The following is a 16,361-nucleotide window of genomic DNA, read 5'->3' on the forward strand; positions in this document are numbered from 1 at the left end:
CCGCGATGAGTACGACACATATGAACGATTCATGCGCGACAGGTTGCCGTAGCTCGGCATGAGTGCCGATGTCTGTGCTGGTGGGCGGGGAGATGAGCGCACTTTGGTCATACTCTTGGTGTGCGAATCCTGAAATAGATCTGCTTCATCTCTTGACGGGCGCTCATGATCCGAAGCTAATTGAGAGGCAGGCCGGCGCCCCTACCCCCCAAAGGACCGACTGTGCCCTTACCATCGCCCGTTCCGACGCCGAGACCGTCCCTGGCCGGCGTCGTCGCCGCCGCGCTGGCCGCGGCGTTCGCCCTCATCGCCCCCGCCTCCCCGGCCCTCGCGGCCACCACGACCCTTCACGCCGCCCCCAACGGCACCGGCAGCGCGTGCACCGCCACCCAGCCGTGCTCGCTGGCCGCGGCGCAGACGGCGGTCCGCTCGCTGAACGCCGGGATGTCCGGTGACATCGTCGTGGAGCTGACCGGCGGGGTGTACCGGCTCTCCGCGCCGCTCCGGCTGACCGCCGCCGACTCCGGGAACAACGGCTACTCCGTCAGGTGGCAGGCGGCGGCGGCGGGGGCCGTCCCGGTCATCAGCGGAGCCAGGGCGGTCACCGGCTGGTCGCAGGCCGACCCCGCGAAGAACATCTGGCGCGCCGACGCCGGCGCCGGGATCGACAGCCGGCAGCTGTACGTCGACGGCGCGCTCGCCACCCGGGCGCGCACCGCCGTCAACCGCTCCGACTTCACCGCGAGCAGCACCGGGATGAGATTCACCAGCGGCGCGCTCGGCTACCTGAACAACCTCGCCAACCAGGGCCGGGTCGAGATGGAGAGCGTCGGCTCCTTCACCGACCGGTACGCGCCGGTGCAGAGCATCAGCGGCAACCTCATCACGATGCGCCAGCCCGCCTGGAACAACAACAACTTCGGCTACGACACCTTCACCAGCCCGCACCGGGCGGGGCCGCTCTACCTGGTCAACGCCTACGAGTTCCTCGACTCGCCGGGGGAGTGGTACCTCGACCCCGGAACCGGCGCCCTGTCCTACATCCCGCTCGCCGGGCAGAACATGGGCAACGTGAGCGTGGAGCTGCCGGTGCAGCAGTCGCTGGTGCAGGTCGGCGGAACCTACGACGCGCCCGCGCACCACATCACGTTCGGCGGGATCACCTTCACCGGCACGAGCTGGCTCGGCCCCAGCGGCAACCAGGGCTACGTGGACCAGCAGACCGGCGCCTACATCGCCGGCAACTGGAGCTGGCCCGCCTTCACCTCGTGCCACCAGGGCTGCCGCCAGTTCGAGGCGACCCGGCCGAACTGGCACCAGATGCCCGCCGCCGTGCAGGTCTCCGCGGCGAACACCATCACCTTCACCGACTCGCGCTTCGTCAACCTCGGGCAGACGGCCATCGGCATCGGCAACGACGCCAACGCGCACGGCAGCGGGGTGGGCCTGGGCGCCGCCGACATCACGGTCACCCGGTCGGAGATCGCCCGCAGCTCGGCGGGCGGCGTCGTGGTCGGCGGCGTGCGCGCCGACGCGCACCACCCCGCCGACCCGCGGATGGTCAACCGGAACATCACCGTCAGCCACAACCGCATCCACGACCTCGGCCTGGACCACCGGGGCGTGGTCTCGGTCCTGACCACGTACGTCACCGGCACCGACGTCTCCCACAACGAGGTCTACAACCTGCCCTACACCGGGATGTCGATCGGCTACGGCTGGGGCGCCAACGAGCCGGGCGGCAGCACCCACTACGCCGACCGCGGCCTGTACGACTTCCAGCCGCGCTACACCACGCCCACCACAGCCTCCGGCAACCGGCTCGTCGGCAACTACGTGCACGACGTCATGCAGCAGATGACCGACGGCGGCTGCATCTACACGCTGTCGTGGAACCCCGGCGCGGTGATCAGCGACAACCACTGCCTGCGCACCAACGGCTGGTTCGGCATCTACTTCGACGAGGGCTCCCGGTACTTCACCGTCAGGAACAACGTGCTGTCGAACACCGGCACCTGGGCCACCGCCAACTACTGGTACGGCGAGAACATGGGCGACTTCACCGTCACAGGCAACTGGTCGACCAACGGCAGCACCAACGTGACCAACGGCGACCGCGGCAACGTGGTGAACAACAACGTCACCGTCGCGGGCGGCGCCTGGCCGGCCGGCGCCCAGGCCGTGATCGCCGCCGCCGGGCCCGGCGGCCAGTCCCCGGGCGGCACGAGCGCGTTGAAGGGCGTGGGGTCCAACCGGTGTCTGGACGTCAACGGCGCCTCGCAGGCCAACGGCGCCGCGGCGCAGCTGTGGGACTGCCACGGCCAGGCCAACCAGCAGTGGACCTCGACAGGCGCGGGTGAGCTGCGGGTGTACGGAGGCAAGTGCCTGGACGTGAACGGCGCCGGCACCGCCGACGGCACGGCGGTGATCATCTGGGACTGCAACGGCCAGAACAACCAGAAGTGGCGCCTGAACGCCGACGGCACGATCACCGCCGTCGGCGCGAACAAGTGCCTGGACGTCGGCGGCACCGCCAACGGCACCAGGGCCCGCATCTGGACCTGCAACGGCGGCGCCGGCCAGAAGTGGACCCGCGCCTGACGCCGTCCGACTGCGGGCGGCCCAACGTCGCGTGGCCAGAGGCGGCACCCCCTGGCCACGAGCCGAATCCCGGGCGTCTCGCCCTGACCGGTCTTCCTGTCGCAGGAGGGAACCCTCATGTCCCGACGTCCGTGGCTCACCCTGCTGACCACGCTGGCACTGATCATCCCCGGAGCGCTCGCGCTCGGCGCCTCCCCGGCCCACGCCCTCGACATCCCGCCGTCCGACTACCAGCAGGTGTCCCTCGCATCGGGCGGCGCGGAACTGGGCGAGGCGATGTCGCTGGCCGTGCTGCCGAACCGGTCCGTGGTCCACACGGCCCGTGACGGCACGGTGCGCGTCACCGACGCCGGCGGCAACACGAAGGTGGCCGGCCGGCTCAACGTCTACACCCACGACGAGGAGGGACTGCAGGGCGTGGCGGCCGACCCCGGCTTCGCCTCGAACCGGCACCTCTGGCTCTACTACTCCCCGAGGCTGAGCACGCCGACCGGGGACGCGCCGGGCACGGGCACGCAGGCCCAGTTCGACCAGTGGAAGGGCGAGCTGTACCTGTCCCGCTTCACCCTCAAGGCGGACGACACGCTCGACCTGGCCGGCGAGAAGGTGGTCCTGCGGGTGCAGAACGACCGCGGCCAGTGCTGCCACGTGGGCGGCGACATCGACTTCGACGCCGCCGGCAACCTCTACCTGACCACCGGCGACGACACCAACCCGTTCGAGTCGAGCGGCTACTCCCCGCTGGACGAGCGGACCAACCGCAACCCGCAGTTCGACGCGCAGCGCTCCTCCGCCAACACCAACGACCTGCGCGGCAAGCTGCTGCGCATCAAACCGCAGCCCGACGGCACCTACACGATCCCCAGCGGCAACCTGTTCCCGCCGGGGACGGCGAGAACCCGGCCGGAGATCTACGCGATGGGCTTCCGCAACCCGTTCCGGATGAGCGTGGACAAGGCGACCGGCGTCGTCTACCTCGGCGACTACGGGCCGGACGCGGGCGTGACCAACGCGAACCGGGGGCCCAGCGGCCAGGTGGAGTTCAACCGCATCACCGGCCCCGGCAACTACGGCTGGCCGTACTGCACCGGCACGAACACCACCAGCGAGACCTACAACGAGTGGAACTTCGCCAGCAATGGCACCGGCGCCAAGTACAACTGCGCGGGCGGCCCGGCCAACAACTCCTTCCGCAACACCGGCCTCGCCACGCTGCCCCCGGCCAAGCCCGCGTGGATCCGGTACGCGGGGGACGCCGGCAGCCCGCCGGAGTTCGGCTCCGGGTCGGAGTCGCCGATGGGCGGCCCGGTCTACCGGTTCGACCCGAACCTGAACTCCCCGATCAAGTTCCCGCAGGTTCTCGACGGGCGGTACTTCGCCGGCGAGTACGGCCGGCGCTGGATCAAGGCGATCGAGGTCAGGACGGACGGCGGCTACGGCGAGATCTCGGCCTTCCCGTGGTCCGGCACGCAGGTGATGGACATGGCCTTCGGCCCCGACGGCGCGCTGTACGTCCTCGACTACGGCACCGGCAGCAACAACCAGGCGTTGTACCGCGTCGAGTACATCGGCGGCGCCAACCGCAACCCGATCGCCAGGGCCGCCGCGGACAAGACGTCCGGACCCGCTCCGCTGACCGTGAATTTCTCCTCGTCGGGCAGTTCCGACCCGGAGGGCGGCGCGCTGACGTACGCGTGGAACTTCGGCGACGGCACCACCTCCACGGCGGCGAACCCGGGCAAGACCTACACGGCGAACGGCGCCTACACGGCGACGCTCACGGTCCGTGACCCGCAGGGCCTCACCGGCACGGCGAACGTGATCGTGAACGTCGGCAACACCGCGCCCTCGGTCACCCTCACCAGCCCCGCCGACGGGCGCCTGTTCTCCTTCGGGGACACGGTCCCCTTCCAGGTCACCGTCACCGACCCGGAGGACGGCACCGTCGACTGCGCGAAGGTCACCGTCGCCTACCTGCTCGGCCACGACAGCCACCGCCACCAGATCACCTCGCGGACCGGCTGCTCGGGCTCCATCGCGGTGCCGGTGGACGGCGAGCACGACGCGGCGGCCAACATCTACGGCGTCTTCGAGGCCTCCTACACCGACGCGGGCGGCCTGACCTCGACCAGCGCCCGGGTGCTGCAGCCCAGGCACCGGCAGGCCGAGCACTTCGGCGCCCAGCAGGGCGTCCAGACGGCCGACCACGCCACCGCCGAGGGCGGCAGGACGGCCGGCTTCCTCGACGACGGCGACTGGATCTCCTTCCAGCCGTACAGCCTGGCCGACGCCACGCGGATCACCGCCCGGGTGTCGTCGGCCGGCGCGGGCGGCCGGATCGAGGTCCGGGCGGGCTCGGCGACCGGCACGCTGCTGGGCACGGTGAACGTGGCGAGCACCGGCGGCTGGGACACCTTCGCCGACGTCTCGGCGAGCCTCAGCGGCGCGCCGTCCGGCCCGACCACGTTGTACCTGGTCTTCCGCGGCCCGACCGGGCAGGGCTACCTGTTCGACGTCGACTCCTTCACCTTCGACACCGGCACCCCGCCCGCGGGCGGCACGAGCACGTTCCGGGGCGTGGCCTCGGGCCGGTGCCTGGACGTCAACGGCGCCTCGCAGGTCAACGGCGCCCTGGCGCAGATCTGGGACTGCAACGCCGGCGCCAACCAGCAGTGGACCTCGACCGGCGCGACCGAGTTGCGGGTCTACGGAGGCAAGTGCCTGGACGTGAACGGCGCCGGCACCGCCGACGGCACCGCGGTGATCATCTGGGACTGCAACGGCCAGAACAACCAGAAGTGGCGCCTGAACGCCGACGGCACGATCACCGCCGTCGGCGCGAACAAGTGCCTGGACGTCGGCGGCACCGCCAACGGCACCAAGGCCCGCATCTGGACGTGCACCGGAGGAACCGACCAGCGCTGGACCCGCGTCTGAAAGGGACACCCCATGCTCCGACATCCGACCCCAGCCGCGCCAGGAATCGACCGCAGGACCTCTCGGCCGCGGCGCCTGGTGGCGACACTGGCGGCGATCGCGGTCACCACCGTGATGATCCCCGCCGTGATGATCCCCGCCCTCCCTGCCCAGGCCGCAGCCTTCAAGGTGCTGGTGTTCTCCAAGACGGCCGGGTTCCGGCACGACTCGATCCCCGCCGGCATCCAGGCCGTCCGCGACCTGGGCACCGCCAACGACTTCGCGGTGGACGCCACCGAGGACTCCAGCGCCTTCACCACGGCCAACCTGGCCCAGTACAAGGCGGTGGTGTTCCTGAGCACGACCGGTGACGTGCTGAACGACAGCCAGCAGGCCGCCTTCCAGGCCTACGTGGACGGCGGCGGCGGCTACGTGGGCGTGCACTCGGCCGCGGACACCGAGTACAACTGGTCCTACTACGGGCAGCTGATGGGGGCCTATTTCAACAACCACCCGGCGATCCAGCAGGCCTCCGTGCGGACCGAGAACCGGGCGCACGCCGCGACCGCCCACCTGGGGGCGACCTGGTCGCGTTCCGACGAGTGGTACAACTACCGCACCAACCCCCGCCCGAACGTCCGGGTGCTGCAGAACCTGGACGAGGGCAGTTACAGCGGCGGGAACATGGGCGACCACCCGATCACCTGGTGCCACCCGCAGGCCGCGGGCCGCGCGTTCTACACGGGGCTGGGGCACACCCAGGAGTCGTACGCCGACCCCAACTTCCGCTCGCTGCTGCTGGGCGGCATCCGGTACACGGCCGGGGCCGTCAACGCCGACTGCCGCCCGGAGACCGGGTACACGACGCTGTACAACGGCTCGACGACGGGCTGGTCCCAGGCGGGGCCGGGGTCGTTCGCCAACGGCGACGCCACGCTGACGTCCCAGGGCGGCATGGGCATGTTGTGGTACTCCGCCAAGGAGTTCCGCTCCTACTCGCTCAAGCTCGACTGGAGGCTGACCGGCGACTCCAACTCCGGTGTGATCGTCGGCTTCCCTGCCACCAGCGATCCCAATGCGGCGCTCAGCACCGGCTACGAGGTGCAGATCGACGCGACCGACACCGCGGACAGGACCACCGGGGCGATCTACGGCGTCAAGTCCGCCGACCTCGCCGCCCGCGACGCCGCGCTCAACCCGCCGGGCCAGTGGAACACCTACGAGCTGCTGGTGGAGGGCGAGCGGCTGCAGGTGTTCCTGAACGGCAGCAGGATCAACGACTTCACCAACACCGACCCGGCCCGCTCGCTCCAGCAGGGGTACATCGGCATCCAGAACCACGGGTCCGGCGACGTGGTGTCCTTCCGCAACGTCCGGATCAAGGAGTCGACCGGCACGCCCGGCGGCACGGGGCCGCTCAAGGGCGTGGCCTCGGGCCGGTGCCTCGACGTCAGCGGCGCCTCGCAGGCCAACGGAGCCGCGGCGCAGCTCTGGGACTGCAACGGCCAGGCCAACCAGCAGTGGACCGCCACCAGCGCCACCGAGCTGCGCGTCTACGGCGGCAAGTGCCTGGACGTGAACGGCGCCGCCACCGCCGACGGCACCAACGTGATCATCTGGAGCTGCAACGGCCAGAACAACCAGAAGTGGCGCCTGAACGGCGACGGCACCGTCACCGCCGTGGGGGCGAACAAGTGCCTGGAGGCGGGAGGCACCGCCAACGGCACCAGGGCTCGCATCTGGACCTGCAACGGCGGCGCGAACCAGCGGTGGACCCGTGGCTGAGCCAGGCGGGAGCCCGCGCCGTTGAAAGTCACCTCCAGAAGGCGGTTCAGGTGCTGAGCATGCGCGGCATCGGCAAGAGCTTCCTCGGCGTGCGGGTGTTGTCCGGAGTGGACCTCGCGGTGACGGCCGGTGAGGTCCACGCCGTGGTGGGTGAGAACGGCGCCGGCAAGTCCACCCTGATGAAGATCATCTGTGGGGTGCACGCGCCGGACGAGGGCACGATCGAGCTCGACGGCCGGCCCGTCTCCTTCGGCCACCCGCTGGAGGCGCAGCGGGTCGGCATCGCGATCATCCATCAGGAGTTCAACCTGCTGCCCGAGCGCACCGTCGCGCAGAACGTGTTCCTCGGGCGCGAGCCCGTCCGGCGCGGCCTGGTCGACCGGGCCGCCATGGAGGAGGCGACCGCCCGGCTCCTCGGCGAGCTGGGCGAGGAGCCCTTCGGCCCGCGCGATGCCGTCAGGCGCCTGTCGGTGGCCCAGCAGCAGATCGTCGAGATCGTCAAGGCGCTGTCGGTGGACGCGCGGCTCGTCGTCATGGACGAGCCCAGCGCGGCGCTGGCCGAGCACGAGGTGGAGCTGCTCCACCGGCTGATCGGCCGGCTGCGGGAACGCGGCGTCGCCGTCGTGTACATCTCCCACCGACTACGCGAGGTGTTCGGCCTGGCCGACCGGGTCACCGTCCTCAAGGACGGCGCGCGGGTCACCACGCGCCCGATCGGCGAGGTGACCCCCGACGAGCTGATCCGCCTGATGGTGGGCCGCGACCTCGGGGCCTGCTTCCCGCCCCGCTCCGCGGGCGCCGGCGAGGTGCGGCTCAGCCTGCGCGGGGCCGGCAACCACAAGCTCCGGGACATCGACCTGGACCTGCGCGCCGGGGAGATCGTCGGCATCGCGGGGCTGCAGGGCTCCGGCAGGTCGGCACTGGCCAAGGCCATCTTCGGGGCGGAGCCGTTCACCACGGGCGAGATGGTCCCGGCGCGGCCGCGCTCCGTGCGGGAGGGCGTGCGGCTGGGCATCGGGCTCGTGACCGAGGACCGCAAGGCGGAAGGGCTCGCGCTGCGCCAGTCCGTGCGCGACAACGCCCTGCTCGTCGCCCGCGCGGCCGGTGGCCGGGGCAGGACCCGGGACGGCGTGCGCGAGCTGCTGGAACGGGTGCGCCTGGCGCCCGCCCGGCAGGACCAGGAGGTCCGCTACCTGTCCGGCGGCAACCAGCAGAAGGTCGTGCTGGTCAAGTGGATGGCGGTGGCGCCGCGCGTGCTGCTCTTCGACGAGCCGACCAGGGGCGTGGACGTCGGGGCCAAGGCCGCGATCCACGATCTGATGCGCGAGCTGGCCGACGGCGGCATGGCCATCATGATGATCTCCTCAGAGCTGCCCGAGCTCATCGGCCTGAGTGACCGGGTCGTCGTCCTGCGCGACGGCCGCGTGGCGGGCACGCTGCCCGCCGAGCCTTCGGAGGAGGCCATCATGCGCCTGGCCGCGGGAGGGGTGGCCTGAATGGACCTGCTCACGCGCACCCGCCGTCCGGCCCGGCGCGGCCGGGCGCACGGCGGCCTGGCGGCGCGTCTGCGCGAACCCGCGCAGGTGGTCTACCTCGCCCTGCTCGGCCTGGTCGCGGCCGGCTGGGTGCTCGTCGCGCTGGACGGCGGCCAGTTCCTCACCCTGGACAGCGTCGTCGGGATCCAGCAGCGTTCGGCCGCCCTCGGCATCGTGGCGGTCGGGCAGACGCTGGCGATCCTGGCCGGCTCGCTCGACCTGTCCGTGGCCTACCTGATCAGCCTGTCCTCGCTGGTCGCGGCGGAGATCATGGCGGGCGGGGAGGGGAGCATCGGGCCGGCGGTCGCCGCCGTGCTGGCCGTCAGCGCGCTGGTGGGCCTGGTCAACGGGCTGGTCATCACCCGGCTCCAGGTGCACGCCTTCATCGCCACGCTGGGCGTCGCCATGATCATCAAGGGGGTCGTCGACCACCTGTACGACGGCCCCGCGGGCAGGGTGCCCGAGTCGTTCCAGCTCCTCGGCTACTCCCGCATCGGGCCGGTGCCCGTCTCCGCCCTGCTCTGGGCGGGTGTGGCCGTCGCGGCCTGGTTCCTGCTGAGCAGGACGCGGCTGGGCCACCGGATCTACGCGGTGGGCGGGAACGCGGAGGTCGCCCGGCTGTCCGGCATCCGCACGGGGCGGGTCATCGTGCTCACCCACGTGCTCTGCTCGCTCTGCGCCGGCGTCGCGGGGCTGCTGCTGGCCTCCCGGCTCGGGGCGGGAGCGCCGACGGTGGGCACCGACGGCGGCTACGACCTGGAGTCCATCGCCGCGGTCGTGCTCGGCGGGACCGCGCTGGCCGGCGGGAAGGGCGGCGTCGCCGGCACCGTGGGCGGGGTCCTGCTGCTGGCCGTCCTGGACACCCTGTTCAACCAGCTCGAGGTCGACTCCTTCGTCAAGGACGTGGTCCGTGGCGTGGTCATCGTCGTCGCGGTGGCCGTCTACGCGCGGCGCAAGACAAGGCGGACGCCGTGAAAAGGGCTCTCCCCATCCTCGCGGTCCTCGTGGTGCTGCTGGTCGCCATCGCGATGGCCAACCCCTTCTTCCTGGAGCCGGCCGGGTTCCTGACGTTCCTCAAACGGGCAGCGCCGCTGGTGATCCTCGCCGCGGGGCAGTACTTCGTCATCGTCGCCGGCGAGTTCGACCTGTCGGTCGGCTCGCTGGTGACGGCCGAGGTGGTGATCGCCGCCCGGCTCATCGACGGCGACGAGTCCGCCACGTGGCCCGTCCTCGCCCTGCTGATCCTCGCCGGGCCGCTCGTCGGGCTGGTCAACGGCCTGGTCACCACCAAGCTGCGAGTGCCGTCGTTCATCGTGACGCTCGGGATGCTGCTCGTCCTCAGCGGGGCCGTCTTCCTCTGGACCGGCGGCGCGCCACGCGGCGCGCTGTCGGAGGGCTTCAGGATGTTCGGGCGGGGTGGCCTCGGGGCGGTGCCATGGTCGGTGCTGATCCTGCTGGCCGCCGGCGGGGCGGCGATCCGGCTCATGCGCGCCGACTTCGGCAGGACCCTCATGGCCACCGGCGACAACGAGAGGGCCGCCGCGCTGTCCGGGGTCCGGGTCGACCGGGTCAAGATCTTCGCCTTCATGCTCTCCGGCCTGTCCGCGGCCGTGGCGGCGATCCTGCTCGGCGGCTTCGCCGGGGTCTCGGCCCAGGTGGGCCAGGGCCTGGAGTTCTCCGCCATCACCGCGGTCGTGCTCGGCGGCGTGGCGCTCGGCGGCGGGCGCGGCTCCGCGCTGGCCGCCATGGCCGGGGCCGTCACGCTGGAGGCGCTGTTCACCCTGCTCAACCTGTACGGGATCTCCGGAGCGCTGGAGTTCACCGTGCAGGGCGTCATCATCATCGCCGCGGTCGCGGCGGGAGCCCTCCGGCTTCCCCTTCTCCGCAAGCCCACCCCCCGAAGAGGAGACGTTCATGCCGCGTCGTAAGACCGTGGCCGCCGTGCTCACCGCGATCATCGCGCTCGTGGCCGCCGGCTGCACCACCGACAAGCCGGCGGCCACGTCCCCGCCCGCCGCGCCCGCCTCCAGCGCCCCACGCTCCGGAACGGGCGCGCAGTCGAAGTTCTTCGTCCAGGCGGACTTCGACGCCCAGCTCGCCATGCGCTCCCAGACCCCGCAGGGCCCCTCGGGCAAACCGTGGGAGCAGGCCATCGCCCCCAAGATGATCGACACGGCGCGGTACAGGAAGGACGGACCGTACCACCTGTGCTTCTCCAACGCGGCGGTCAACAACCCCTGGCGCCAGGTCGGCTGGAAGACGATGCAGGCCGAGGTCGGCCTGCACGAGGAGATCGCGAAGTTCACCGCGCTGGACGCCGAGGGCAAGGACGACAAGCAGATCTCCGACATCGCCGAGCTGCAGGCCAAGGGCTGCGACGCCCTGATCGTCTCGCCGAACACCACAGCCACGCTCACCCCCGCCGTGACGGCCGCCTGCGGGAAGGTGCCGGTCATCGTCTTCGACCGGGGCGTGGAGACCGACTGCCCGGTGACCTTCATCAAGCCCATCGGCGGCTACGCCTTCGGAGCCGACGCCGCCGAGTTCCTGGCAGGGAAGGTGCCCGCCGGCGGCAAGGTGCTGGCGCTGCGCATCCTGCCCGGCGTGGACGTGCTGGAGACCCGCTGGTCGGCGGCGAAGGTCGTCTTCGACCGCAGCCGGGTCCAGGTCGTCGGGGTGGAGTTCACCGACGGCGACGCCGCCAAGACCAAGAGCATCGTCAGCGACTACCTCCAGCGGCACGGCACGATCGACGGCGTCTGGATGGACGCGGGCGCCACGGCGGTCGCCGCGATCGAGGCCTTCGAGGACGCCGGCCTGCCGGTGCCGCCGATCAACGGCGAGGACCAGCAGGACTTCCTGCAGAAATGGAAGGACGGCAACCTCATCGCCGTCGCGCCCACGTACCCGACCTACCAGTGGCGCACCCCGGTCATCGCCGCCCTGAAGATCCTCAAGGGCGAGCAGGTGCCCGAGACGTGGAACCTGCCGCAGCCCAAGGTCACCGCCGAAAACCTCTCGTCCTACCTCAAGCCCAACATGCCGCCGCTGCACTACGCGCTGTGCGGGTGCGAGGACCTGCCCGGCTTCCCGGAGACCTGGGGCGGCAGGAAGAGCTGACCGGCCTCCCGCACCGACGAGGAAGAGGGACCCCATGTCATCCATCGGAGTGAACACCTGGGTCTGGGTCTCCCCGCTGACCGACGACGACCTCGCGCGGCTCGCGCCCCTCGTCGCCGGATGGGGCTTCGACGTCATCGAGCTGCCCGTCGAGCGGCCCGGCGACTGGAACCCGGACAAGGCCGCGGCGGTGCTGGCCGAGCACGGGCTGGCCGCGTCCGTGGTGCTGGTCATGCCGCCGGGACGCGAGCTCGTGGCCGCCTCCCCGGAGACCGTCCGCGACACTCAGGACTACCTGCGGCACTGTGTCGACGTGGCGGTGACCGTCGGCTCCCCGGTGATCGCGGGCCCGGCGTACGCCTCCGTCGGCCGGACGTGGCGGCTCTCGCCGGACGAACGCCAGGCGGCCTACGCCGAGCTGCGCGCCAACCTGCGGCCCGTCCTGGACCACGCCGCCGGGCGCGGGGTGCAGCTCGCGGTCGAGCCGCTCAACCGGTACGAGACCAGCCTGCTCAACACCGTCGAGCAGGCGCTCGACGCGCTGCCCGGCGACTGCCACCTGGCCCTGGACGTCTACCACCTGAACATCGAGGAGAAGGACCCCGCCCGGGCGGTGCGGACCGCGGCCGGCCGGATCGCGCACGTGCAGGTGTGCGGCACCGACCGCGGCACGCCCGGGGCCGACCGCTTCGACTGGCCCGGCTTCACCACCGCCCTGCGTGACACCGGCTACGAAGGCCCGCTCGTCATCGAGTCGTTCACCGCGCACAACCGGGCCATCGCCACCGCGGCCTCCATCTGGCGGCCGCTCGCGCAGAGCCAGGACGCCCTCGCCGTGGACGGTCTCGCCTACCTGCGCACCCTCTGAAAGTTCCGCATCGTTGCCGGCAACCCCCTCAGGAGATCCCTCATGCGAAGATCACGCCTGTTGAGCGCCCTGGCCGCAGCCTTGTCAGGGCTGCTGCTGTCGCTGTCGCTGTCGCCGCTGGCCGCGCACGCCGCCGCGCCGCAGTTCAAGGTGCTGCTGTTCACCGAGACGGCGAGCGGCGCCTACCGGCACGACTCCATCTCCGCCGGCGTCACGATGTTCCAGCAACTGGCGGCCGACAACAACTTCCAGGTCGACCGCAGCGAGGACTCCAGCGTCTTCACGAGCGCGGCCATGAGCAGCTACGACGCCGTGATCATGTTCCAGACCAGCGGCATGGTCTGGGACAACGACACCCAGCGCCAGGCCTTCCAGTCCTACGTGCGCGGCGGGCGCGGGGTCGTCGCCGTGCACAACGCCACCGACATGAACATCGAGTCGCAGTTCCCCTGGTGGGACCAGGTCGTCCTGGCCGGGGCGCACATGACCGCCCACTCCTCGATCCTCCAGGGCACCGCCAAGGTGGCCGACGACGCGCACCCCTCCACGAAGGGGCTGCCCGACCGGTGGGCGCGGACGGAGGAGTGGTACAACTTCGACAGGAACATGCGCGGCTCGGTGCACGTACTGGTGACCGCGGACGAGACCACCTATGACGCGGGCCCGAACAAGATGGGCGCCGACCATCCGATCTCCTGGTGCCACAACCCGGAGGGCGCCCGCGTGTGGGCCACCGCGATGGGCCACAATGCCTCCTCCTACTCCGAGCCGCTGTTCAGGCAGCATCTGCTCGGCGCCGTGCAGTGGGCCGCGGGCGCGGCGGCGGGCGACTGCGGCGGCACGGTCGCGAGCCGCTTCCAGAAGGTCACTCTCGACGGCGCGCCGGACCAGCCGATGGAGCTGGACGTGGCGGCCGACGGCAGGGTCTTCTACATCTCCCGCTCCGGCAAGGTGAACCTGATCCCCGCGGGCGGCGGCGCCACGCGCGTCATCGCCACCCTGCCGGTGTACGACGGCGGCGAGGACGGCGGCATCGGCCTGGCTCTGGACCCGAACTTCGCCACCAACGGCTGGATCTACCTCAACTACTCGCCGGCCGGCGGAGGCGAGGTGAACCGGGTGTCCAGGCTCACCTTCAACGGCACCAGCCTCGACCTGTCCAGCGAGAAGAAGATCATCGAGGTGCCGGCGTACCGCAACGTGGACGAGCCAGGACACACCGGCGGCTACCTCGCCTTCGGCCCGAACGGCAACCTCTACATCGGCCCCGGGGACGACACCAACCCCAACGGCTCCAGCGGGTACACCCCCATCGACGAGCGGCAGGGCCGCGAGCACTACGACGCCCAGCGCTCCTCGGCCAACACCAACGACCTGCGCGGCAAGATCCTGCGCATCCACCCCGAGCCCGACGGCACCTACACGATCCCGTCCGGCAACCTGTTCGCGCCCGGCACCGCCAGGACCCGGCCGGAAATCTACGCGATGGGCTTCCGCAACCCGTTCCGCTTCTCGGTGGACAGGACGACGGGCTGGATCTCGGTCGGCGACTACGGCCCCGACGCGGGCTCCGCGAACGCCGGCCGGGGCCCCGAGGGAACCGTCGAATGGAACCTCATCAAGGAGCCGGGCTTCTACGGCTGGCCGTACTGCGTCGGCAACAACCTTCCGTTCAACGACTACAACTTCGCCACCAACACCTCCGGCGCGAAGTTCAACTGCTCGGCGCCGGTCAACAACTCGCCCAACAACACCGGCCTGACCAGCCTGCCCGCCGCCAAGCCGGCGACCGTCTGGTACAACTACCACGCCTCGGCCGAGTTCCCCGAGATCAACTGCTGCGGCGGCGCCGCTCCGATGGGCGGCCCCTTCTACCGCTACGACGCGGCCGGCGGCTCGGACCGGAAGTTCCCCGCGTACTTCGACGGCACGCCGTTCTTCTACGAATGGAGCCGCAACTTCGTCAAGGAGTTCCGCCTCGACTCCTCGGGCGACCTCCTGAAGATCAGCCCCTTCGTGGCCCAGCTCGCCCCGCGGGCGCCGATCGACATGAAGTTCGGCCCGGACGGCGCCCTGTACATGGCCGACTGGGGCAACGGCTTCGGCCACGCCAACACCGACGACAGCATCTACCGCATCGACTACGTGGCAGGGAACCGCGCACCCCTGGCCAGGGCGAGCGCCGACCCCGACTCGGGCGCGGCGCCGCTGACGGTGTCATTCTCCTCGGCCGGCTCGGCCGACCCCGACGGCGACGCGATCACCTACGCCTGGGAGTTCGGTGACGGCGCGACCTCCACCAGCGCCAACCCCTCCCACACCTACCAGGCCAACGGCACCTACACCGCCAGGCTGACCGTGCGGGACGCGGGCGGGAAGACGGGCAGCGTCACGGTGCCCGTCGTCGTCGGCAACACCCGTCCCGACGTGGCCTTCCCGGCTCCGCCCGACGGCGGGTTCATCGACTTCGGCGACGAGGTGGACTACACGGTGGACGTCACCGACGCCGAGGACGGCGCCGCCGACTGTGCCAAGGTCAACGTGATCACCGCGCTCGGCCACGACCAGCACGCCCACGACACCGGCCAGTACACCGGATGCACCGGGACGGTCACAACCACTGCCTCCGGCCACGACGAGGCGTCCAACGTCTACTACGTCCTGTCCGCCGACTACACCGACCGGGGCGGACTGAAGGGCTCCGCCGGCATCACCCTGCAGCCGAAGCACAAGCAGGCCGAGCACTACACCGGCTCGTCCGGGATCCGGGTGGTCGACGAGTCCGGAGCCGAGGGCGGCAGGCGCATCGGCGACATCTCCGCCGGCGACTGGATCTCCTTCACCCCGATCAGCCTGTCCGGCATCGACACGGTGTCCTTCCGCGTCTCGGCGCCGTCCGCCACCGGCGCCTCCATCGAACTGCGCGCCGACTCGCCGGCCGGGCCCCTTCTCGCCACCAGCACCGTGCCGGCGACCGGGAGCTGGAACACCTACGTGTCGCTGCCCGCGGTGCGGGTGACCGACCCCGGCGGCACGCGCACCCTGCACGTCGTGTTCAAGGCGCCGTCCGCGAACGCGTTCGACCTGGACTCCATCACCTTCAACGGCAGGGGCGTCGGGCGGGACGACGGCTCGCCCCCCGGCGACACGGGCGCACTGCGGGGAGCGGGGTCGGGCCGGTGCCTGGACAGCGCCTCGCAGGCCAACGGCACGCAGGCGCAGATCTGGGACTGCAACGGCCAGGCCGGCCAGCAGTGGACCACGACCGGCGCAGGTGAGCTGCGGGTGTACGGCGGCAAGTGCCTGGACGTGAACGGCGCCGGCACCGCCGACGGCACCGCGGTGATCATCTGGGACTGCAACGGCCAGAACAACCAGAAGTGGCGCCTCAACAGTGACGGCAGCGTCACCGCCGTGGGCGCGAACAAGTGCCTGGACGTGCCCGGCAACGCCACCGCCAACGGCACCAGGCTGACCATCTGGACGTGCAACGGCGGCGCCAACCAGCGCTGGACCCGTACCTGACCCCCGGTCGC

The 16,361-nt window shown here is 71.1% G+C and carries 9 protein-coding genes; all 9 read left to right on the plus strand.

Annotated features, from left to right (window positions below):
- Positions 1-222 precede the first annotated feature (222 nt).
- Complete coding sequence (locus HD597_RS65845; RefSeq protein WP_253743608.1) at positions 223-2,601, plus strand: RICIN domain-containing protein; 2,379 nt, start codon at positions 223-225, stop codon at positions 2,599-2,601.
- Positions 2,602-2,718: 117 nt separating this feature from the next.
- Positions 2,719-5,538: a PQQ-dependent sugar dehydrogenase gene (locus HD597_RS17905; protein ID WP_253743610.1), complete on the plus strand. Its 2,820-nt coding sequence runs from the start codon at positions 2,719-2,721 to the stop codon at positions 5,536-5,538.
- A 12-nt stretch (positions 5,539-5,550) separates the two neighbouring features.
- A complete protein-coding gene (locus HD597_RS17910) occupies positions 5,551-7,302 on the plus strand; it encodes a ThuA domain-containing protein (RefSeq protein ID WP_253743612.1) in 1,752 nt (583 codons plus the stop codon).
- A 59-nt stretch (positions 7,303-7,361) separates the two neighbouring features.
- Positions 7,362-8,798 (plus strand): sugar ABC transporter ATP-binding protein, encoded by a 1,437-nt coding sequence (locus HD597_RS17915; protein WP_253759386.1) that lies wholly within the window; start codon positions 7,362-7,364, stop codon positions 8,796-8,798.
- Positions 8,799-9,812 (plus strand): ABC transporter permease, encoded by a 1,014-nt coding sequence (locus tag HD597_RS17920; protein WP_253743614.1) that lies wholly within the window; start codon positions 8,799-8,801, stop codon positions 9,810-9,812.
- 53 nt (positions 9,813-9,865) lie between these two features.
- A complete protein-coding gene (locus tag HD597_RS17925; protein ID WP_253759389.1) occupies positions 9,866-10,765 on the plus strand; it encodes an ABC transporter permease in 900 nt (299 codons plus the stop codon).
- The gene (locus HD597_RS17930; RefSeq protein WP_253743616.1) at positions 10,752-11,957 is read left to right on the plus strand and encodes a substrate-binding domain-containing protein; all 1,206 of its coding nucleotides are present in this window, start codon (positions 10,752-10,754) and stop codon (positions 11,955-11,957) included. The genes HD597_RS17925 and HD597_RS17930 overlap by 14 nt, the downstream gene beginning before the upstream one ends.
- Before the next feature lie 34 nt (positions 11,958-11,991).
- On the plus strand, positions 11,992-12,825 hold the full coding sequence (locus HD597_RS17935; protein ID WP_253743618.1) for a sugar phosphate isomerase/epimerase family protein: 834 nt from the start codon (positions 11,992-11,994) through the stop codon (positions 12,823-12,825).
- Positions 12,826-12,867: 42 nt separating this feature from the next.
- On the plus strand, positions 12,868-16,350 hold the full coding sequence (locus tag HD597_RS17940) for a ThuA domain-containing protein (protein ID WP_253743621.1): 3,483 nt from the start codon (positions 12,868-12,870) through the stop codon (positions 16,348-16,350).
- Positions 16,351-16,361: the final 11 nt, after the last annotated feature.

Source organism: Nonomuraea thailandensis, from assembly GCF_024172165.1.
GTDB lineage: Bacteria > Actinomycetota > Actinomycetes > Streptosporangiales > Streptosporangiaceae > Nonomuraea > Nonomuraea thailandensis.